This window comes from Ramlibacter sp. (assembly GCF_036383835.1).
In the GTDB taxonomy this organism is placed as follows: Bacteria; Pseudomonadota; Gammaproteobacteria; order Burkholderiales; family Burkholderiaceae_C; genus Ramlibacter.
The window spans coordinates 1-18,149 of the sequence record NZ_DASVNN010000019.1 but is presented as its reverse complement, the minus strand read 5'-3'; the positions used below and the strand labels follow the sequence as shown (position 1 = coordinate 18,149).

The 18,149-nt window shown below is 70.1% G+C and carries 19 protein-coding genes and 1 pseudogene; 11 read left to right on the top strand and 9 right to left on the bottom strand.

Annotated elements, in window-relative coordinates; genetic code table 11:
• Positions 1 to 60: 60 nt before the first annotated feature.
• Both VF522_RS03540 and VF522_RS03535 read left to right on the top strand, forming a co-directional pair.
• Positions 61 to 390 carry an Hpt domain-containing protein gene (locus tag VF522_RS03540; protein ID WP_330906841.1) on the top strand — a complete coding sequence of 110 codons (330 nt, stop codon included), beginning with the start codon at positions 61 to 63 and terminating at the stop codon, positions 388 to 390.
• Positions 380 to 808, top strand: a complete 429-nt coding sequence (locus VF522_RS03535) for a response regulator (protein WP_330906840.1) — start codon at positions 380 to 382, stop codon at positions 806 to 808. Before VF522_RS03540 ends, VF522_RS03535 begins: the two co-directional genes overlap by 11 nt.
• Here VF522_RS03535 and VF522_RS03530 read toward each other — a convergent pair.
• From VF522_RS03530 to VF522_RS03500, 7 genes are all read right to left on the bottom strand, one after another.
• Positions 774 to 1,154: a hypothetical protein gene (locus tag VF522_RS03530; RefSeq protein ID WP_330906839.1), complete on the bottom strand. Its 381-nt coding sequence runs from the start codon at positions 1,152 to 1,154 to the stop codon at positions 774 to 776. The two genes, VF522_RS03535 and VF522_RS03530, sit on opposite strands and share 35 nt — an antisense overlap.
• A gap of 41 nt (positions 1,155 to 1,195) precedes the next feature.
• Entirely contained in the window at positions 1,196 to 1,612 is a 417-nt protein-coding gene (locus VF522_RS03525) for a hypothetical protein (RefSeq protein WP_330906838.1), read from the bottom strand.
• Between the two features lie 130 nt (positions 1,613 to 1,742).
• Positions 1,743 to 2,405, bottom strand: a complete 663-nt coding sequence (locus VF522_RS03520) for a CPBP family intramembrane glutamic endopeptidase (protein ID WP_330906837.1) — start codon at positions 2,403 to 2,405, stop codon at positions 1,743 to 1,745.
• A gap of 4 nt (positions 2,406 to 2,409) precedes the next feature.
• Positions 2,410 to 3,186, bottom strand: coding sequence for a tetratricopeptide repeat protein (locus VF522_RS03515; protein ID WP_330906836.1), 777 nt, complete (start codon positions 3,184 to 3,186; stop codon positions 2,410 to 2,412).
• Positions 3,187 to 3,255: 69 nt separating this feature from the next.
• A complete protein-coding gene (locus VF522_RS03510) occupies positions 3,256 to 4,053 on the bottom strand; it encodes a type II CAAX endopeptidase family protein (RefSeq protein ID WP_330906835.1) in 798 nt (265 codons plus the stop codon).
• Between the two features lies 1 nt (position 4,054).
• Positions 4,055 to 4,600 carry a hypothetical protein gene (locus VF522_RS03505; protein WP_330906834.1) on the bottom strand — a complete coding sequence of 182 codons (546 nt, stop codon included), beginning with the start codon at positions 4,598 to 4,600 and terminating at the stop codon, positions 4,055 to 4,057.
• Positions 4,601 to 4,684: 84 nt separating this feature from the next.
• Positions 4,685 to 5,650, bottom strand: a complete 966-nt coding sequence (locus VF522_RS03500; protein WP_330906833.1) for an AEC family transporter — start codon at positions 5,648 to 5,650, stop codon at positions 4,685 to 4,687.
• A 129-nt stretch (positions 5,651 to 5,779) separates the two neighbouring features.
• On the opposite strand from VF522_RS03500, the gene VF522_RS03495 reads away from it, so the two are divergent.
• The 4 genes from VF522_RS03495 (at position 5,780) to VF522_RS03480 (ending at position 11,404) form a co-directional block, all read left to right on the top strand.
• Positions 5,780 to 7,858 (top strand): ATP-dependent helicase, encoded by a 2,079-nt coding sequence (locus tag VF522_RS03495; RefSeq protein WP_330906832.1) that lies wholly within the window; start codon positions 5,780 to 5,782, stop codon positions 7,856 to 7,858.
• Positions 7,855 to 8,256 carry a hypothetical protein gene (locus tag VF522_RS03490; RefSeq protein WP_330906831.1) on the top strand — a complete coding sequence of 134 codons (402 nt, stop codon included), beginning with the start codon at positions 7,855 to 7,857 and terminating at the stop codon, positions 8,254 to 8,256. Before VF522_RS03495 ends, VF522_RS03490 begins: the two co-directional genes overlap by 4 nt.
• A 95-nt stretch (positions 8,257 to 8,351) precedes the next feature.
• Positions 8,352 to 9,449: a phospholipase A gene (locus tag VF522_RS03485; RefSeq protein WP_330906830.1), complete on the top strand. Its 1,098-nt coding sequence runs from the start codon at positions 8,352 to 8,354 to the stop codon at positions 9,447 to 9,449.
• A 26-nt stretch (positions 9,450 to 9,475) separates the two neighbouring features.
• Positions 9,476 to 11,404 (top strand): adenylate/guanylate cyclase domain-containing protein, encoded by a 1,929-nt coding sequence (locus VF522_RS03480; RefSeq protein ID WP_330906829.1) that lies wholly within the window; start codon positions 9,476 to 9,478, stop codon positions 11,402 to 11,404.
• Here VF522_RS03480 and VF522_RS03475 read toward each other — a convergent pair.
• A complete protein-coding gene (locus VF522_RS03475; protein ID WP_330906828.1) occupies positions 11,388 to 11,570 on the bottom strand; it encodes a hypothetical protein in 183 nt (60 codons plus the stop codon). The genes VF522_RS03480 and VF522_RS03475 overlap by 17 nt on opposite strands.
• A gap of 124 nt (positions 11,571 to 11,694) precedes the next feature.
• Complete coding sequence (locus tag VF522_RS03470) at positions 11,695 to 13,284, bottom strand: hypothetical protein (RefSeq protein ID WP_330906827.1); 1,590 nt, start codon at positions 13,282 to 13,284, stop codon at positions 11,695 to 11,697.
• Between the two features lie 467 nt (positions 13,285 to 13,751).
• Between VF522_RS03470 and VF522_RS03465 the strand changes: the two genes are divergently transcribed.
• The 5 genes and pseudogenes from VF522_RS03465 to VF522_RS03445 form a co-directional block, all read left to right on the top strand.
• Positions 13,752 to 14,417, top strand: coding sequence for a DUF3348 family protein (locus tag VF522_RS03465; protein WP_330906826.1), 666 nt, complete (start codon positions 13,752 to 13,754; stop codon positions 14,415 to 14,417).
• On the top strand, positions 14,414 to 16,276 hold the full coding sequence (locus VF522_RS03460; protein ID WP_330906825.1) for a hypothetical protein: 1,863 nt from the start codon (positions 14,414 to 14,416) through the stop codon (positions 16,274 to 16,276). Before VF522_RS03465 ends, VF522_RS03460 begins: the two co-directional genes overlap by 4 nt.
• Positions 16,273 to 16,923 (top strand): OmpA family protein, encoded by a 651-nt coding sequence (locus VF522_RS03455; protein WP_330906824.1) that lies wholly within the window; start codon positions 16,273 to 16,275, stop codon positions 16,921 to 16,923. Before VF522_RS03460 ends, VF522_RS03455 begins: the two co-directional genes overlap by 4 nt.
• Positions 16,839 to 17,306 (top strand): annotated as a pseudogene (locus VF522_RS03450) (DUF2894 domain-containing protein); the annotation flags it as partial. The gene VF522_RS03455 and the pseudogene VF522_RS03450, both read left to right, overlap by 85 nt.
• 181 nt (positions 17,307 to 17,487) lie before the next feature.
• The coding region (locus VF522_RS03445) for an IS5 family transposase (RefSeq protein WP_330906823.1) at positions 17,488 to 18,149 on the top strand (662 nt) is incomplete at its 3' end.

The window sequence follows — 18,149 nt, the reverse complement described above, 5'->3', positions numbered from 1 at the left end:
CGCGCTGCGTCGCGCAGGCCACGCCCGCACGCGCGGCGCTGCGCCAGAATCGGACGGGACATGATCAACCACGACCTCGTCGCCACGATGGCCAGCAGCACGGGCATGACGCGCCACGCCGTGCTCGAGGCCTTTCGCGCCAGCACGCGCAACGACATGGCGCAACTGCGCGCGCTGGTGGCCGCCGGCGCGCACGGCCCCGCTTCCGTGCAGGCGCATCGCATCACCGGCGCCTGCGAGATGCTGGGCGCCGCGGCAGCGGCGCGGGCGAGCCGCGCGCTGGAAGCCGCGGCGAACGATGCACCGGAAAGCATTGCTTCGGCGCTCGCGCTGCTGGAACACGAAGTGCAGCTGCTCGATGCCTGCCTGGGAGCACCCGATGTCCACTGAAGCAGCCGGCCTGCGCTTCCTGGTGGTGGAAGACCACGCCTTCCAGCGGCGCATCCTCGCGCAGATGCTGTTGCGGCTGGAAGCGGCCGCGGTGACCGAGGCCGAGGACGGCGAGGCCGCGCTGGCGGCGCTGCGCGATGCAGCCGGCGCGATCGACATCGTCGTCACCGACCTGATGATGCCGGGCATCGACGGCATGGAGCTGATGCGCCGGAGCGCGGAGAACGGCGAGGGGATGGCGTTCATCCTCACCAGCGCGCTCGATGCGCAGGAACGCGAAGCGGTGGCGGCGCAGGCGCTCGCCTGCGGCGTGCGGCTGCTGGGGGACATCGCCAAGCCGCCGACACCGGCGAAGCTGGCGCCGCTGTTGGCGCGCTACCGTATCAGCGGTTCGCCCCCAGCCGCGCCTTGCGCGTGACCAGCAGCAGCAGGATCGCCAGCAGCAGCGCGACGGAGATCAGCACGCTCGCGTGCGGCACGCTGCCGAACATCGGGCTGCGCACGTAGCTGGCGACGATGCGGAACAGCTGGTAGCCGGCGGCCGCGAGCCCCAGCCACCAGGCCCAGGCGTAGCGTTTCCAGAGGCCCCAGCACACGACGCCGGCGACGAGCAGCACGACCCACAGCCCGGGCTGCGCGAGGCTGCGCAACAGGATGCGGAAACTGCCGGTGCGCTGGAAGTGGTGCACGACCCCGCTGGCGATCAGGACGGCGTAGGCGGCGGAACAGAGGGAGGCGAGGCGAAGCGGAAGGTTGGCGGACATCGAACGAAGCATGCGCCTCGCGGCGCGGGAAATGCGGCGCTTTACGCGACGCGGAACAGCACGGCGTCCTGGTGGGCCGCGGCGCGCTCGTAGAAACCGGCGAGGCCGCGCACGGCCTGCACCACGTCGTCGACGGAGGCTTCCATCAGCGCGCCTTCGCAGCGCTTGCGGACCTCGGGCTCGGCCAGCGCCTTGAGCTTGCCGGCGATCGCCTGCACGTCCTTGGCGTAGGCGAAGCCCACCATGGAGGGGATCCTGTCGGTCTGCTCCACGCCGCAGGCCGCTTCGGCCTGCAGCACCTGGCTCAGTTCGTACCAGCACTGGATGGCGTGCTCGTTCGCCTCGCGCGGCTTCTCGCTGCCGCCCGCCTGCAGGAACGGCCCGTAAGGCAGTTCACCCGACAGCAGGCGCTTCAGCTGGTCGTCCGAAATCGCGAAGAAACCGCTCCCGTTGCTCATGGCTCCTCCTCCGGGGCTCCGGCCCCTTTTGTCGAGCAGACAATATATCGGCGCTCGCGCGAAGATGGAATCGCGGCGTTGGACAAAGCGCACACCGTGCGCCGTTCGTCCGCCGCGGACGACCTCCGGTTCAATTCCAGAGGAACGGGACGATGTCGCCCAGGATGTGCGCGACCACCGCCGGCCACAGCTTGCCGCTCGCGATGTAGTACAGGCCCACGACCAACCCGAACACCAGCACCCAAAGGGCGCCGATCGGCCCCTGGTACAGGTGATACAGCACCCGCACCAGCAGCATCGCGCCCAGCGCGATGGACAGGCCGTGGGCGCGCAGGCCGCGCAGCAGGAAGCCGAGCAGGAACACTTCCTCGAAGGTCCCGTTCACCACGGCAGTGAGCACGATCATCGGCAGCGAGAGCTTCGCCTCCTGCACCATCCGCTGGATCGGCTGCTCCGCCGCCTCCGTCTCGAACGGCGACACCAGCATGGCGCCGAGCACCCACATCGCGACGTACAGGACGACGCCCATGCCCACGCCCGCCGCGGTGGGCAGCGGCCGCAGGCTGGCGACGTCCCAACCGCGCACGCGCAGGTAGAACAGCGCGACGAAGGCCGTGAGCAGCTCGTGCCCGATCAGCCTGACGAAGCTGGCATCCGAGAAGGCTCCGCTGCCGGTGGGAAAGCCATTCAGCATGGCCCACACCGAGGCATGGATCGGCAGGCCGAAGCAGATCGCCATGACCGTGAACGCCTCGAGCGGCGTGGCCACGGTGCGTGCGCGCAGGGCCTCCACGCGCTCAGGCGTTCGTGGTGGCCGCCCGCTCGCGCGCGGCCAGTTCGCGCGCCGCGCGCAGCCGCCGCGCGGACACTTCGTTGAGCTCGCGCGTCAGCGTGTTCCAGCGCGCGGCGATCTTCTCCAGTTCGGCGTGCAGCCGCTCCGCGGTGGCGAGATCGGAGACCGCATACGCCCAGACCGCGTATTCGGCCTTGGCCTCCCAGGTGCCGAAGCGCGCCACGGCCGATTCGTATTCGGCGCGCGCATCGCCGGCGCGCGAGCTGCCCGCGAGCGCGCGCGCCAGCAACAGCGAGACGGGCTCCGGGCGGAAGTCGGGATGCTCGCGCTTGAGCGGTTCGAGATAACGCAGCGCGTCGCCCCAGCGGTTGCACTCCACGTAGGCGCGGGCGGCGCCGAAGCGGATCTCCGGATCGCTCGCGAACGGTCCGCGCAGGCAGCTCTCGTATTCCTTCGCCGCCTCCTGCGGCTGTCCCACTTCCAGCAGGGCGGACGCGAGCCGCATCTGGTTCTGCGCCGTGGGCGTTTCCTCGAAGGCGGCGCGCGCCTCGCGCACCTCGCGCGTGGGGTCGATCGCCCTGGCGGCGGCGGCCACGGTCTTCATCGCCTGGCGCTGCAGGCGCGAGTTCGGGAACCAGATCGCGAAGAAGTACACCAGGCTCCCGAGCAGCGGGAACCCGAACAGGATGAACAGCCAGTACAGGTTCTGGCGGGTGCGCACCGCATGCACGGCGCAGAAGATGGCCAGCCCGAAATACAGGGCGGCGGCGACGATCGGCATGATCCCTCCTTCGTTGTTGTATGTGGCCGGCACTCTAGGGCGTCCGCGCACGGACGCCAAGGAACTCGGTCACGCCCGCGCGGGCTGCAGCATGCGCACCAGCACGAAGGAGGAGGCTGCGGCGAGGCCGATGGCCACCGCCCATGCGATCCAGGTGCCGTCCCACCAGGCGCCGCTCGCGCCCACCGGGTCCTGCGTCCACAGCAGCGTCACCGACACGTTGTAGGCCGCGTGCAGCGCGATGCAGGGGATCAGCGAGCGGGTGCGTTCGTAGAGCCAGCCGAGCGGGATGCCGAGCAGCAGGCCCACCATGAACTGGTAGATGTTCATGTGCGAGGCGCCGAACAGGATGGCGGAGGCGACGATCGCCGGCCAGCGCGGATAGCGCGCGAGGAAGCCGCGCAGGATGATGCCGCGGAACAGCATCTCCTCCAGCACCGGCGCGAGCAGCACCACCAGCACGATCGCCGCGAGCGAATCCTCCGCCATGCTGGCGAACAGTTCCTCTTCCCAGCGCGCGAGCGGCGCGACTTCCACCAGCAGGTCCATCAGCGAGGAACAGGCCAGCGACAGCGCGGGCACCAGCGCCATCACCGGCAGCAGCAGCAGCGCGGCCATCCGCCACGGCGAAGCGGAGGTCGCATGGAACATGTCGCGCCAGCCGGTGCGGGTGAACTTCATGGCCAGCGTGTAGACGATGCCGCTCGCCAGCAGCAGCGTGAGCGCGGAGGTTTCCGCTTCGTCCAGCCCGAACGATCCACCGAAGTCCTGGAAGGCGGCGCCCACCAGCACCTCGGTGAAGTGCAGGCCGATCAGGATGAAGATCGCGTCCCAGCCGGAGAGGAAGGCGTGCCGCGGCAGCTGCATGTCAGAGCCGGGTGTCGGCGACGATCGAGGTGGCGGGGAACAGCGATTCCCCGGTGGGCGCGGGCGGCAGGATGCGCGCCGCGATGGCCGCGGCCTTGAACACGAAGGCGAGTCCCACCAGCAGTTGCAGCAGGCCGGAGAACAGTTCGATGTGGCGGCTGCCGTCCATTGCCGACAGCGGCGCGCCGCTCGCGATCCAGACGGCCGCGAGCGACACGTAGCCGGAGAGCGCGGGCAGCGCGCGCACCAGCACCACCGCCAGCCCGAGCACCACGCAGGCGACGACCACCGCCTGCTGCGCCGGCAGCGCCAGCCGGTCCTCGAACTTGCTGCGCGGCACCAGCCGGTGCGCGACCGACATCGGGAAGAACCACAGCACCACGGCGCCGACCCAGTACAGCGCCGGCACCGACCATTGCACCCAGGCGGCCTCCATCACGCCCTGCGAGCGCAGCGCGCGCGTCACCGCCCACGACTGGAAGGAGCCCAGCGCGAGCCAGATGGCGAACAACCGGGCGGCCAGGCCGACCGCTTGCTGTGGAGTCATCGTTCCCCCTTTTCAGCTCATCCTTATACAGGCTGGGCCCGCCAGGACACAAGCCGCGATTGCCTGAAGGCGGCCTGCGGGCGCTCAGCGCAGCAAGGCCACCACGCCGGAGAAGCTGAGGAAGGCAGCGGCCGTCGTGAGCAGGATGATGCGGGCGATACGACCTGTATCCGCGCCGAAGCGCTCCGCCAGCAGCGACACGTTGCTGGCGCTGGGCAGCGCCGCCACCAGCACCATCACCTTGAGCGTGAAGGCATCGAGCGGCACGCCGGCCGCGCGCACGCCGGTGCCCGCGAGCCACACCAGCAGCGGATGCAGCACGAGCTTGGCCAGCGCCACCGGGACGAAGTCGCGCGCCGGCATGGGCCCGTGCTCCTCCGCCGCGGCGACGAACTGCGAGCGGGCCAGCACCGCGCCGATCGTGAACAATGCCACGGGCGAGGCGGCGTCGGCCAGCAGGCCGATGGTGTTCCCCACCGGCGCGACCGGCTTCCATTGCGCGGCCGACGACAGGCCGCCCAGCAGGATGGCCCAGGGCATGGGATTGAGCGCGACGCCCTTGAGCGCCTTCTTCGCGGCGTCGGCGGCGCCGTGTTCGTCCGCGCCATCGAGGCGCGACAGCGCGATGCACAGCGAGCTGGTGATCAGCAGGTCGATCAGGATGGTGAGGATCGCGGGGCCCGCGGCCTGCGCGCCGAGCAGCGCCACCAGCAGCGGCACGCCCATGAAACCGGTGTTCGGGAAGGCGGCGACCAGCGCGCCGAAGGACGCGTCGTTCCAGCGGATGCGCTCGTTCATGCTGGATTTCACGGTGCCGACGACCATCAGCAACGCGCACGCGAGCCAGGTCAGGAGCGCCACGGGATCGAGCAATTGCGCGATCGGCGTGCTGGCGCCGAAGCGGTACAGCATGCACGGCAGCGCGAAAAAAAGCACGAACGTGTTCAGGCCCGCGATGGCCTCGAACGGCAGCATGCGCCGGCGCGCGGCGATGTAGCCGGCCAGCACCAGGGCGAAGAAGGGGAAAGTGACCTGCAGGACGCTTAGCACGCCCGTATTGTCGTTGCAATGGATGGGCAGGCGCGGTCGCCGGGTTCGCGCGGATGCAATGGGACACATTCGCCCCGCCGCTTATGATCTGCCGCTGTTTTTCCCCGCGCCCCCGCTGTCCCCCTTTCGATGTCCGGCCTGAACCTCGCCCAGCAAGAAGCCGTCAACTACCTGCATGGGCCCTGCCTGGTGCTCGCCGGCGCCGGCTCCGGCAAGACGCGCGTCATCACGCACAAGATCGGGCGCCTGATCCAGGCCGGGCTCGAGGCCAAGCGCATCGCCGCGATCACCTTCACCAACAAGGCCGCCGCCGAAATGCGCGAGCGCGCCAAGTCGCTGGTGGGCCGCGAGGCGAAGGACGTGCTGATCTGCACCTTCCACGCCCTGGGCGTGCGCATGATGCGGCAGGACGGCAGCGTGCTGGGGCTGAAGACGCAGTTCTCCATCCTCGATTCCGACGACGTCACCAGCATCCTCAAGGACGCGGGCGGGACCACCGATGCGGCCACCGCGCGCAGCTGGCAGTGGACGATCAGCGCGTGGAAGAGCGCGGGCCTGAACGCGGCGCAGGCGCTGGCGCAGGCCAAGGACGAGAACGAGCGCGTGACGGCGACCGTGATGTCGCGCTACGAGGAACGCCTGACCGCCTACCAGAGCGTCGACTTCGACGACCTGATCGGCATGCCGCTCAAGCTGCTGCGCGACTTCCCGGAAGTGCGCGAGAAGTGGCAGAAGGCGCTGGGCCACGTGCTGGTCGACGAGTACCAGGACACCAACGCCACGCAATACGAGCTGCTGAAGCTGCTGGTGGGCGAGCGCGGCCGCTTCACCGCGGTGGGCGACGACGACCAGTCCATCTACGGCTGGCGCGGCGCCACGCTGGACAACCTGCGCAAGTTGCCGCAGGACTATCCGAACCTCAAGGTCATCAAGCTGGAGCAGAACTACCGCTCCACCAGCGCGATCCTGCGCGCGGCCAACAACGTGATCCAGCCGAACCCCAAGCTGTTCCCGAAGACGCTGTTCTCCGAGCTGGGCGAAGGCGAACCGGTGCGCGTGGTCGATTGCGACAACGAGGAGCACGAGGGCGAGCGCATGGTCGCGCGCATCCAGTCGATCCGCGCCAACGGCGTGCACAAGGACTGGAAGGACTTCGCCGTGCTCTATCGCGCCAACCACCAGGCGCGCGTGTTCGAGCAGGCGCTGCGCCGCGCGCAGATCCCGTACAAGGTCTCCGGCGGCCAGAGCTTCTTCGACCGCGCGGAGATCCGCGACCTGTGCGCCTGGCTGCGCCTGTGGGTCAACAACGACGACGATCCGGCCTTCCTGCGCGCGGTGACCACGCCCAAGCGCGGCATCGGCCACCAGACGCTGGGATCGCTCGGCGTGTTCGCCGGCCAGTACAAGCTGTCGCTGTTCGAGGCGCTGTTCTCGCCGTCGCTGTCCAGCGTGCTGAACGCCCGCGCGCTCGGCAGCCTGCAGGAGTTCGGCCGCTACCTGAACGACCTGGAATACCGCGCGCGCCACACCATGGGCGCCGAGGACGCCAAGGCCTTCCTGCTCGAGTGGCTCAAGGAGATCGGCTACGAAAAGCACCTGTACGACGGCGAGGACAACGAGAAGGTGGCCGCGGCGCGCTGGACCAACGTGCTGGAGTTCTGCGAGTGGATGGGCGGGCGCTGCGGCGGCGAGATCGACGACGCCGCCGGCGTGGCGGTGACCAGCGAGCGCAAGAGCCTGCTGGAAGTGGCGCAGACCATCGCGCTGCTGTCCACGATCAGCGAGCGCGAGAAGGACCAGAACGTGGTGACGCTGTCGACCCTGCATGCCTCCAAGGGCCTGGAGTGGCCGCACGTCGTGCTGGCCGGCTGCGTCGAGGGCATGCTGCCGTTCAAGCCGGAGGATGCGGAGGGCGGCGTGGTGAGCGAGTCGTTCGCGGCGCGGCTGCAGGAAGAGCGGCGCCTCATGTACGTGGGCATCACGCGGGCGCAACGCTCGCTGGCGGTGAGCTGGAGCAGGAAGCGCAAGAAGGGCCGCGAACTGGTGGCCGCGCAACCGAGCCGCTTCATCGCCGAGATGGCATTGGACAAGACGACGGTGAAGGAAGACCCGCGCGAGAAGCTCAAGGCGCTGCGGGCGGAATTCGCGAAGAAGAGCGCGGAGGCCGCCGCGGCGGCGGCGGCGGCGGGCCCGGCGGGCGCGGCATGAGGCACGTCGTTTTCGCGGCGCTGCTCGCATGCGCGCTGCCGGCCGGCGCGCAGCAGGATTGCCCGCACGCCAGCGAGGTGAAGCAGTCGCACGTGGTGGGGCTGTGGCGCGCCGAGTTCGACGGCCAGGGCCATGCGGGCACCCTGCTGCTCGAGAAACACGCCACCTACTCGGAAAGCTTCAGCGGCGCGATCAACCGCAGCGGCGAGCATCGCCTGCTCGCGGGCGACGTCGAGGACGGCGAGTTCACGCTGGAGGAGTCGGCCGACGGCCAGCGCATCGCGGCGACCTGGCTGGGCGAAGTGGTCGAAGGTTCCTGCGGCCGCGAGATCCGCGGCACCTGGACCGCCGAAGCCGACGCGAAGAACCCACGCAAGTTCGTGTTGCGCAAACAGTAGGTCGGCGGTGAGCGCGCGTAGCGCCGAACCCCGGCGCTCACGCGTGCGTCGGGGTTCGCCTGCGGGCTCACCCCGACCTACGGTTAGGATCGTCCATGCTTCGACAGATCGCATTCGCTGGGGCCTTCCTGCTGCCTCTTGTCCTGTCCGCACAGACGCCCTCCTCCTGGCCATCCTGCGCCGCCCTGCGCGACGACGGCGCGCGCCTCGCCTGCTTCGACCGCTGGGCCGCCGGGCAGCAAGCGCCCGCCCCCGTCACGCAGGCACCGCCCGCACTGCCTGCTGCATTGCCGGCTCACGTCGCCGCGACCGCCGCCCCGGTGCGCCTCACCACGCAGGAAGGCTGCCGCGACACGCGCTACACCGCGCTCTCGCGCTTCTGGGAACTGGAACGCGGCAGCGACTGCGGCACCTTCGGCCTGCGCAGCCTGCGCCCGCTGGTGGCCGCCGCCGCCTTCGCCGACACGGTGAACCGGCAGCCCACCTCGGAGAACCCGGCCAACAACGCCGCCACCCCGATCGACTACAGCACGCGCGAGATGCGCCTGCAGCTCTCGGTGCGCAGCAAGCTCGCGCAGAACCTGCTGGCCGCGCCGGCGTCCGGCCTGAGCGATTCGATCTGGTTCGCCTACAGCCAGCAGTCCTACTGGCAGCTGTTCACGCCCGGCATCTCGCGGCCCTTCCGCAGCACCGACCACGAGCCCGAGGTGATGTACGTCTACCCGCTGCAGGCGGAGCTGGCGGGCTGGCGCCTGCGCTACGGCGGCGCCGGCATCGTGCACCACTCGAACGGCCAGTCGCTGCCCTATTCGCGCAGCTGGAACCGCGCCTACCTGATGGCGGGCGCCGAAAGCGGCAACCTGCAGCTGCAGGGGCGGATCTGGCGCCGGCTCGACGAGGACCGCGCCAACGACGACAACCCGAACATCAGCGACTTCTTCGGGCGCGCGGAACTGCAGGCGAGCTGGCGGCCGAACGACGCGCACCTGCTCGCCGTGACCGCGCGCCACAGCCTGCGGCGCACGGGGCGCGGCTCGCTGCGCCTGGAATGGTTCCGCACGCTGTGGGAAGGCGGCGATGGCGGCGGCCTGCAGCTCTATACCCAGTACTTCACCGGCTACGGCGACACGCTGCTGGATTACAACCGCCGCCGCTCCGTGTTCAGCGTCGGCCTGAGCCTGGCCGAATGGTGAGCGCGGGCCTGCTACGCTCCCGTCCCGTGGATCCGATTCCGTCAGACGACCGGCTGCGCAAGCGGCACCGCTTCCGCGTCGAGGTCGGCACGCTCATCGTCGGCGTGGTCGCCGCCCAGGCCCTCCTGCTGGTCGTCCTGGGGTTCTGGGGCGCGCAGCGCCTGCTGCACGACGCCGGCCGCGCCGGCCACCAGTCGGAACACACGCGGCTGCAGACCGAGGTGAAGGCCTTCATGGAGGAAGCCACCACCGCCGTGCGCACGCTGGCGGTGTCGCCGGGGCAGGGGTCGTCCGCCCGCGCGGAGCAGCGCAGCGCGGAGCTGATCTGGGCCCTGCTGGCCGAATCGCCGGTCCTCGACAACCTGTATTTCGCGCACCACGACGGCAGCCTCGTAGGCATGCAGCGCCATCCGGCGCCGCTGCTGCGGCGCATCCACCGGGAGGGCGCCGGCCTGCGCGAGGTGCTGGAACACAAGCCGCAGCTGGAACGGCACGACCTGCGCCCGGCGCAGCGCTTCGCGACTTCGCATGTCGAGACGCACCCCACGCGTTTCGACGTGCACGAGATGCCGTGGTTCACGGAGGCGACCAGCAGCATGCAGACGCACTGGACGGCGGTGCATGCGCTGCCGCTCTCGGGCGACCTGGGGATCACCTTTTCGGCGCCCGACGCGCTGGAGGATGCACAGGGACGGCTCGACGGCGTGGCGGCGGGCGACATCTCGTTGCGCCACCTCGAGGCCGTGGTGGAAACCTTCAGCCATGCCGGCGCCGGCGAGAGCGCCATCGTCACGGCCGACCGCCTCGTGCTCGCGCGCAGCGACGACCACGGCGCGATCCGCACGCTCGCGCGGCCGCCCGCCGGCGACATCCTCGAGGCGGCCCTCGCCGCCGACGCTGCGCAGGGGCGCGAAGGCGCGCTGCTCCCCTTTCGCGGCCAGGACTTCCTGGTGCGCGCCAGCGACATCCCCGGCACGCCGTGGAAGCTGGTGAGCTGGGTTCCCGAGGACGCCCTCACCAGCGGGCTGCGGCGCAGCCTGGCGCAGGCAGGCGCGCTGCTCCTGCTGTGCCTGGCCGTCGCCTTGCTGCTGTCGCTATGGCTGTCGCGGCGGGTGACGGGCCCGATCGAGGTGCTGGCGGGCGTCGCGCGCCGCATCGGCCGCCTCGACCTCGCGGGCCTGCCGGGCGTGGACAGCCCGGTCGAGGAGATCCACCGGCTCGACGAGGCGCTCGGCGACTCGGCGCGCAGCCTGCGCGCGCTGCGCAAGTTCGTCCCCGCCGACGTGGTGGGCGAGCTGGTGCGGCAGGGCCGCACGCTCGAACCGAGCGGCGAGCACGTCGACCTCACGGTCATGTTCACCGACGTGCAGGGCTTCACCGGCATCGCCGCGGAGGTGCCGCCGCAGCGCCTGGTGCCGCAACTCACCGAGTACTTCAGTGCAGCGGCCGAGGTGCTGGTGCGGCACGGCGGCACCATCGACAAGTACATCGGCGACGGCATGATGGTGCTCTGGGGCGTGCCCCGGCCCGAGCCGGACGCCGCCTACCGCGCGACCCTCGCCGCCCTGGAGCTGCAGGAAGTGCTGGAAGCGCGCAATGCCGAATGGGCCGCGCAGGGATTGCCGCAGCTGCACACGCGCATCGGCCTGCACTGCGGGCCGGCGGTGGCCGGCGTGCTGGGTTCGGCGGAGCGGCTGTCGTTCACCGCCTATGGCGACACCGTCAACGTCGCGAGCCGCATCGAGGCGATGAACAAGGAGCTCGGCACGCGCATCCTGGCGTCGGACGCCGTCGCCGCCGCGCTGCACGGTCGCATCGCGCTGCGCCCCCACGGGCCGGTGGAGCTGCGCGGGCGCCCGGGGACGTGGACGCTGCACGAGGTCGTCGGGCCGATCGACCCGCAGGCGGATGCCGGGCGAGACCGCCGGCAGGATCGCCCTACGGCGGCGTATTGACGTTGTTGTAGCGCTCGACCTGGCAGGCGTAGGAGTGTTCGCCGCCCACCGCGCAGGGCGAATGGATGCTGTACTCCAGTTGCGACGGCGTCTGCAACTCCGGCGGCGGCAGGTTGCCGCAGCCCGCCAGCGCGAGCAGCAGGACTGCGAGTAGGGATTTGGGCATGTTCGACTCCAGGGCCCGGATGCCTGGGGGACTTTACGCCTGGGAGGTGCCTGGGAACCAGAAAGGGTCTTCTGGTTTTCGTAGGGCGGGGTGAGCCCGAAGGCGAACCCCGCCGTTCGCCGCGTCAACGCGACTCCTTCCCCTCCTGCATCATCTTCGCCAGCGTGCGCGTGTGCTTCAGCGCGCGCTCCATGAAATCCTGCACCGCGAGTTCGGCCGCGCGGACGCCTTCGGGCAGCAGCTTCGCCGCGATCTCGTCGTGGCCGTCGCCCATGAGGTCGGCGAGCTTCTCCTCGTCGGCCGGCAGGTGCTGCGCGACCACGTTGACCATCGAGCCGAGCACCGCGCGCCGCAGTTCCTGCAGCGGCAGCAGCGACGGCTCGCGGCCGTTGCCGTTCTTCTGCGGCTGCGACTTCAGCAGCGTCGCGAGCCCGGGCGCGGCCTTGCCGGCTGCGAGCAGGTCGTCGACGATCTCCTCCATCGCGCCCGGGCCCCAGTGGCGCGCCACCGCGTCCTCGGCGATGCGGCCGATCTGCTGCAGCGGATCCCAGGGGCAGGGATGCGGATGCGGCAGCGCCACCTCCAGCATCTCGAAGTCGAAGCGCGCCAGCGCCGCCTGCAGGAAGGGCCAGCAGTTGCGCCGGTTGCGCGGCGCCAGCCAGCGCACCGTGTTGAGGTAATAGCGCTGGATCTTCTGGTACTCGGGCGTCGCGCTGCCGGACACGTAGAGGCCGGTGCGCGGCGACGCCGTCGTGTCGGGCGTGGCGCCGGAGCCGTTGAGGTTGATGTTGACGAAGTGGTGCCAGGTCGCGTCGCACACGATGCGGCCCACGCGCGCGGCGTCGCCGTCGTAGGCGGAGATCGCGCCGAAGCTGTGCGGCCGCACGGGCGGCTTCAGCGTGTCGGTGATGAAGCGGCCGGCCGACACGGTGACGCCCACGACCACCGGCGCGATGCGCGCACCGCCGCCGATCGGCGTGGGCCACTGCTCGACGCCGGCGAAGGTGCCGGCCCCCGGGACGGGCGCGAGGCATTCGCTCTCGTGCGGATGGTCGGGCAGGCAGTCCACCGCGCCGGAAGGATGGCGCAGCACCGGGTGCACGCTCCAGGAGGACGCCACGCCGTCCGGCCCGCCGTTGGAGAAGAACACCGGGTACATCGGCTGCGCGATCGGGTCGGCCTGGTCGTCGAACTGCTTGATCGCGTCGGCGCCGGCGTTGATCACCGTGTCGTGCCGCTCGGGATTGACCATGGGGATCGTGGCCCAGTTGCGCATCGCGTTCACGCGCGGGAGGTGCGCGCCCATGCCGGCCCCGATGGTCTCGTGGTCGCCGGTGGCGAACAGCCCGCCGCCGGACTGCATGAACTGGGCGATGGTCGTCTGCTCGTCGGGGCTGATGACCGCGGTGCTGAAGCCGAACACCCAGACCTGGTCGTAGTTCGCCGTGGTGACCGGCGTCGCGGCCGTCGCGAAATTGAAGTTGCCGGGGATGGTGGTGCCGCCGCCGCCATTGCGCCGCGCGGTGGACACGGTGTGGCCCGCGCCCTGCACGATGCCGACGAATTCCGACAGCCCGAAGCCGCCGGTGCCGAAGCTGAGCGAGCCGTCGGTGACCATCAGCACCTTTTGCGGGCACGGAAAGCGCAGCAGGATCTCGGCAAGCAGGTTGCCCCGGAAGCGGGCGAGGTCGAGGTTGACGTTGATGTCAGGCATGGAAGTCCCCGGATGGATGGAAGGGACTTGCATTGAAGGCGCTGCGCGCGCCCCGCGCATCGGCCGATGGGCATCGGTCGATGGATGTACGGAGTGCTATCTAACGTTCGACCGCTTCACACAAATCGTTTCGGATCTTGTGGATCGTCGTACTTCAGTGCGCGTGCTCGCCGAAGCTCGTCCAGCCCTGTAGGGCGGGGTGAGCCCGCAGGCGAACCCCGCCGACCGCGAAGCATGAGCGGCGGCAGACGCCAGGCCGGAAATAAAGCACGGTCGAGCCTCCCTCGCGGCGGGCGGCCGGCACGTCGTGCCCGCTCTCGCAGAGCATGGGTCCGGATCGTTTCTAATACGGGGCGCGCGCCGGCCTCGCCGGCTGCCGCGACTCTCCACACTGCGGCCCGGCGGGCCCGCGCGGGCCGATCCGGCCCCGAAACCACGACGAGGAAACGCACCCGCGGGTGCAGAGGATGGACTTGTTGCGCAGCACCTTCGGCACATCGCGGCTCGTTCGCCTGCTGGGCGAATGGACGCCGGTCGAACCCGAAGCGGGCGGCATGGATTTCGCCGAGCGCCTGAGCCTGTCGCTCGACGCGTTCGATGCGATCCGGCTGCAGTCGGCGCAGCAGGCGATCCGCGCGATGCACGTCGCGCCGGTGACGAAGCCTTCGGCGCCGCGCCGGCAGGACCTCGCCGCGGACCTGCAGGGTGCGCGCGGCACGCTGGGCCGCGCGATCGCGCAGGACCCGGTGAAGCTCGCGGGCATCGCCGCGGAAGAAGTCACCTACGCCGTGTTCCGCGAGCGGCATGCCGACCTGCAGCGCCAGATGGACCTGCTGGTCAAGCCGCTGCGCGACCACGTGCGGCAGTCGCTCGCGCGCACCGCGCCGCGGCTGCGCCAGCTCGCCGCCCTCGACGCCGTGCTGGAGGACATGCTCGCGCCGCGCGAGCAGGCGCTGTGGCCCACGACGCCCACGCTGCTGCAGCGGCGCTTCGAACAGCTGCGCGCCGAGGGGCAGCAGCAGCACTTCATCAACGATTGGCGCCAGGCCCTGCTCGCGGAGCTGGACCTGCGCCTGGAGCCGGTGGCGGGAATGATCGACGCCCTGGCGAACGAATCCCGGAAACAGCAATGAGCAAACGTTTCTTTTCGGCGGCTTTCGCCGTCGGCCTGGCGGCCGTGGCCTGGGTGGCCGCGAGCTTCGTCGGCGCCAGCTGGCTGGCGGTCGCGATGACCGCCGTGATCGCCGGCGTGTACCTGCTGGGGGCATGGGAGCTGCGCCAGTTCCGCGCGGCGACGTCGGCCCTCGATGCGGCGCTCACGGCGATCCCGCAACCGCTCGCCGACCTGCGCGGCTGGCTCGAGCACGTGCCGGCCACGCTGCGCCACGCGGTGCGCCTGCGCATCGAAGGCGAGCGCGCCGCGCTGCCCGGCCCCGCGCTGACACCTTACCTGGTGGGCCTGCTGGTGATGCTGGGCATGCTGGGCACCTTCCTCGGCATGGTGGTCACCTTCAAGGGCGCGGTGTTCGCGCTGCAGGGATCGACCGACCTGCAGGCGATCCGCTCCGCGCTGGCCGAACCGATCAAGGGGCTGGGACTGTCTTTCGGCACCTCGGTCGCGGGCGTCGCGGCCTCGGCGATGCTGGGCCTGATGGCGGCGATCAGCCGGCGCGAACGGATGGAGGTGGTGCGCCACCTCGACGGCCGCATCGCCGGCGTGCTGCAGCCGTTCTCGCACGCACACCAGCGGCAGGAGACCTTCCGCGCGCTGCAGGCGCAGTCGACAGCGCTGCCGGCGGTGGTGGACAAGCTGGAAGCGCTGATGGAACGCATCGAGCAGCGCAGCCGCCAGCTGGACGAGCGCCTGTCGGAACAGCAGGCGCAGTTCCATCGTGAAGTCACCACCGCCTACACGGATCTCGCGCGCAGCGTCGGGACGTCGCTGCAGGACAGCCTGTCGGCCAGCGCCGAGGCCGCCGGCCGCAGCATCACGCCGGTGGTGGAGCAGGCGATGACGCGCATCGTCGCCGAATCGCAGTCGGTGCAGGCGCGCATGGGCGACGCGGTGAAGACGCAGGTCGATGCTCTTTCGAAGGTGTTCGAAGAGCGCAGCGCGGCATTGTTGAAGAATCTCGGCGAACAGACCGGCGCGCAGCAGCAGTCGCTGGCCAAGCTGCTGGCGCAATCGCAGGAGCTGCTGCGCTCGCGCGCCGACACCGAATCGCAATGGCTGGCGCAGCAGCGCGAGCGCATGGATGGCCTCGCCGGCGTCTGGCGCGCCGAGCTCGCGGCCCTGCGCAGCGAGGAGAGCCAGCGTGGACAGGCCGCGGTGGATCGCCTGGGCGAGCTGCAGGCCGCGGTGACGCAGCATCTCGCCACCCTGGGCGCCGCGCTGGAAGCGCCGATCACGCGCCTGCTGCACACCGCCGCCGAAGTGCCGCAGGCCGCCGCCGGCGTGATCGCGCAGCTGCGCGAGGAGATGCAGCGAGTCGCCGGGCGCGACAACCTGGCGCTGCAGGAACGCACCGAACTGCTGGAGCGCCTCGGCACGCTGCTGCAGGCCGTCAACCAGGCCACCGGCGAGCAGCGCACGGCGATCGAAGGCATGGTCTCGTCCGCGTCGTCGGTGCTGGAACAGGCCGGCGTGCGCTTCGCGTCCGCGCTCGATGCGCAGGCGTCGCAGGCGAGTGACATGGGCACGCAGGTCACGGCAACCGCCGCCGAACTGGCGAAGCTGGCCGAAGGCTTCGGCAGCGGCGTGGACACCTTCCAGGCCAGCAGCGGCAAGCTGATGGAGACGCTGCAGCGCATCGAGGCCTCGCTGGAGAAAACCACCACGCGCAGCGACGAACAGCTGGCCTACTACGTGGCGCAGGCGCGCGAGGTCATCGACCTCAGCATCGCGTCGCAGCAGGGCATCGTGGAGAACCTGCGCGATCTGCAGTCCAGGCCGACGCCGCCGGTGGCGCTGGTCGCCGGGGCGCGCGCATGATGGAACTGGACGAGAGCGACGCCGCCGGCGAGTCGGTCGCGCCCGTCTGGGCCGTCTTCGGCGACCTGATGTCCGGCCTGCTCGGCGCCTTCGTGCTGGTGCTGGTGGGCGTGCTGGTGATGCAGATGGACCTGGTGGCCAACCTGCAGTCCGAGATGGAGAAGCGCCGCATCGAGGAGCAGCGGCGCATCGCGCTGGAGAAGGCGCTGGCGGTGCCGCTGGCCTCGGGCCGCGTCACGGTGAGCGACGGCCGCATCGGCATCAGCGGCAGCGTGCTGTTCCCGGTGAACTCCGACGAACTGCGGCCCGAAGGCCGGCAGCTGCTCAAGAGCCTGGTGCATCCGCTGCGCGTGTACCTGGGCGAGCGCAACGAGATGCTGATGGTGAGCGGCTTCACCGACGACAAGCGGGTGTCCGACCGCAACCAGCGTTTCGCCGACAACCTGGAGCTGTCGGCGCAGCGCGCCCTGACCGTGACCCGCGCGCTGATCGACGAAGGCATGCCGCCCGCGCAGGTGTTCGCCGCAGCCTTCGGCGCCCAGCAACCGGTGGCCTCCAACGCCAACGAGCAAGGCCGCGCGCTCAATCGCCGCGTGGAGATGGCGCCGGTGCCGCGGGCCCCGGCGACCAAATCGCCCGCGCCATGAACGAGCCCTCGCCGCTTGCGCAATTGACGGCGGACCTGCGCGCGGCTTCGCTCGCCAAGCTGCAGTCCGCCGCGCCCGGCGAGGCGCAGGACGCGGAGGAACTGGCCAGCGTGCGGCGCTTCCGCCGCGCCTGGGAAGGCATGCAGCTGCTGGACCAGGTCGACCAGGCCGTGTCGCGCAAGCCGCCCAACGCCGGCCCGCTCAACTCGCACATGCTGGTGCTGCAGTCGCTGGCGATGATGCGCGAGCTGTCGACCGATTACCTGCGGCGCTTCGTCACGTCGGTGGAGACGCTGCAGTGGCTGGAGCAGGCGCAGGAGAAGTATCCATCGGGGAAGGGCAAAGGAACGAAGCCCCCCCTGCGGACACGACGCAAGAAATGACGCAGTGTCGCCCCGCAATGGGGGACTTGCGGCCGTTCTCGCGTGATCGAGGCCATGCTCGCGCAGCAGGGTCACTGAGCACGCGGCATCAGCCGCCTTGGAACTCCAGCCTTAGGGAAGGTCTGAATAAGTCCACCGATCATGCCGCGGCGCGTTGATTGATGCAAAGGAGCCTGCGCGAATGAGCCAGATAAGTTTTGCGGACGCCGAGTACGCCGGCAAGCGGAAGAAGACTCGGCGCGAGGTGTTCCTGGAGGAAATGGAACTGGTTGTGCCGTGGAAGGTGTTGCTCAAGATCATTGAGCCACACTACCCGGTGGCTGGCCGCGGCCGCAGGCCGTACGCGCTTGAGTCGATGCTGCGGGTGCACCTGATGCAGAACTGGTTTGCGCTGAGTGACCCGGCGATGGAGGAGGCTCTGTATGAGATTGCATCGCTTCGCAGCTTTGCCCGTTTGAGCCTGAACGAGCCGATTCCGGACGAGACGACGATCCTGAATTTCCGGCACCTGCTCGAGGCCAACGATCTGGCGGACGACATTCTGAAGGCGATCAACGCGCTCCTGGCGCGCAAGGGTCTGCTGCTCAAGCAAGGCAGCATCGTGGACGCCACCATCATTGCCGCGCCGAGCTCCACGAAGAACGCTGAGGGCGAGCGTGACCCAGAGATGCACCAGACCAAGAAGGGCAACCAGTGGTTCTTCGGGATGAAGGCGCACATCGGGGTCGACGCCGACAGCGGACTGGTGCACACCGTCACCACCACGGCCGCCAATGAGGCGGATGTTGAACAGGTGGGCGACCTGCTGCATGGCAAGGAAGAACAGGTCTGGGCCGACTCCGG

Excerpts from the sequence above, each read along its gene's own strand:
- VF522_RS03540 (WP_330906841.1), top strand. The coding sequence starts at position 61 with ATGATCAACCACGACCTCGTCGCCACGATGGCCAGCAGCACGGGCATG.
- VF522_RS03535 (WP_330906840.1), top strand. The coding sequence starts at position 380 with ATGTCCACTGAAGCAGCCGGCCTGCGCTTCCTGGTGGTGGAAGACCAC.
- VF522_RS03530 (WP_330906839.1), bottom strand. The coding sequence starts at position 1,154 with ATGTCCGCCAACCTTCCGCTTCGCCTCGCCTCCCTCTGTTCCGCCGCC.
- VF522_RS03525 (WP_330906838.1), bottom strand. The coding sequence starts at position 1,612 with ATGAGCAACGGGAGCGGTTTCTTCGCGATTTCGGACGACCAGCTGAAG.
- VF522_RS03515 (WP_330906836.1), bottom strand. The coding sequence starts at position 3,186 with ATGCCGATCGTCGCCGCCGCCCTGTATTTCGGGCTGGCCATCTTCTGC.
- VF522_RS03510 (WP_330906835.1), bottom strand. The coding sequence starts at position 4,053 with ATGCAGCTGCCGCGGCACGCCTTCCTCTCCGGCTGGGACGCGATCTTC.
- VF522_RS03505 (WP_330906834.1), bottom strand. The coding sequence starts at position 4,600 with ATGACTCCACAGCAAGCGGTCGGCCTGGCCGCCCGGTTGTTCGCCATC.
- VF522_RS03495 (WP_330906832.1), top strand. The coding sequence starts at position 5,780 with ATGTCCGGCCTGAACCTCGCCCAGCAAGAAGCCGTCAACTACCTGCAT.
- VF522_RS03490 (WP_330906831.1), top strand. The coding sequence starts at position 7,855 with ATGAGGCACGTCGTTTTCGCGGCGCTGCTCGCATGCGCGCTGCCGGCC.
- VF522_RS03485 (WP_330906830.1), top strand. The coding sequence starts at position 8,352 with ATGCTTCGACAGATCGCATTCGCTGGGGCCTTCCTGCTGCCTCTTGTC.
- VF522_RS03475 (WP_330906828.1), bottom strand. The coding sequence starts at position 11,570 with ATGCCCAAATCCCTACTCGCAGTCCTGCTGCTCGCGCTGGCGGGCTGC.
- VF522_RS03470 (WP_330906827.1), bottom strand. The coding sequence starts at position 13,284 with ATGCCTGACATCAACGTCAACCTCGACCTCGCCCGCTTCCGGGGCAAC.
- VF522_RS03465 (WP_330906826.1), top strand. The coding sequence starts at position 13,752 with ATGGACTTGTTGCGCAGCACCTTCGGCACATCGCGGCTCGTTCGCCTG.
- VF522_RS03460 (WP_330906825.1), top strand. The coding sequence starts at position 14,414 with ATGAGCAAACGTTTCTTTTCGGCGGCTTTCGCCGTCGGCCTGGCGGCC.
- VF522_RS03455 (WP_330906824.1), top strand. The coding sequence starts at position 16,273 with ATGATGGAACTGGACGAGAGCGACGCCGCCGGCGAGTCGGTCGCGCCC.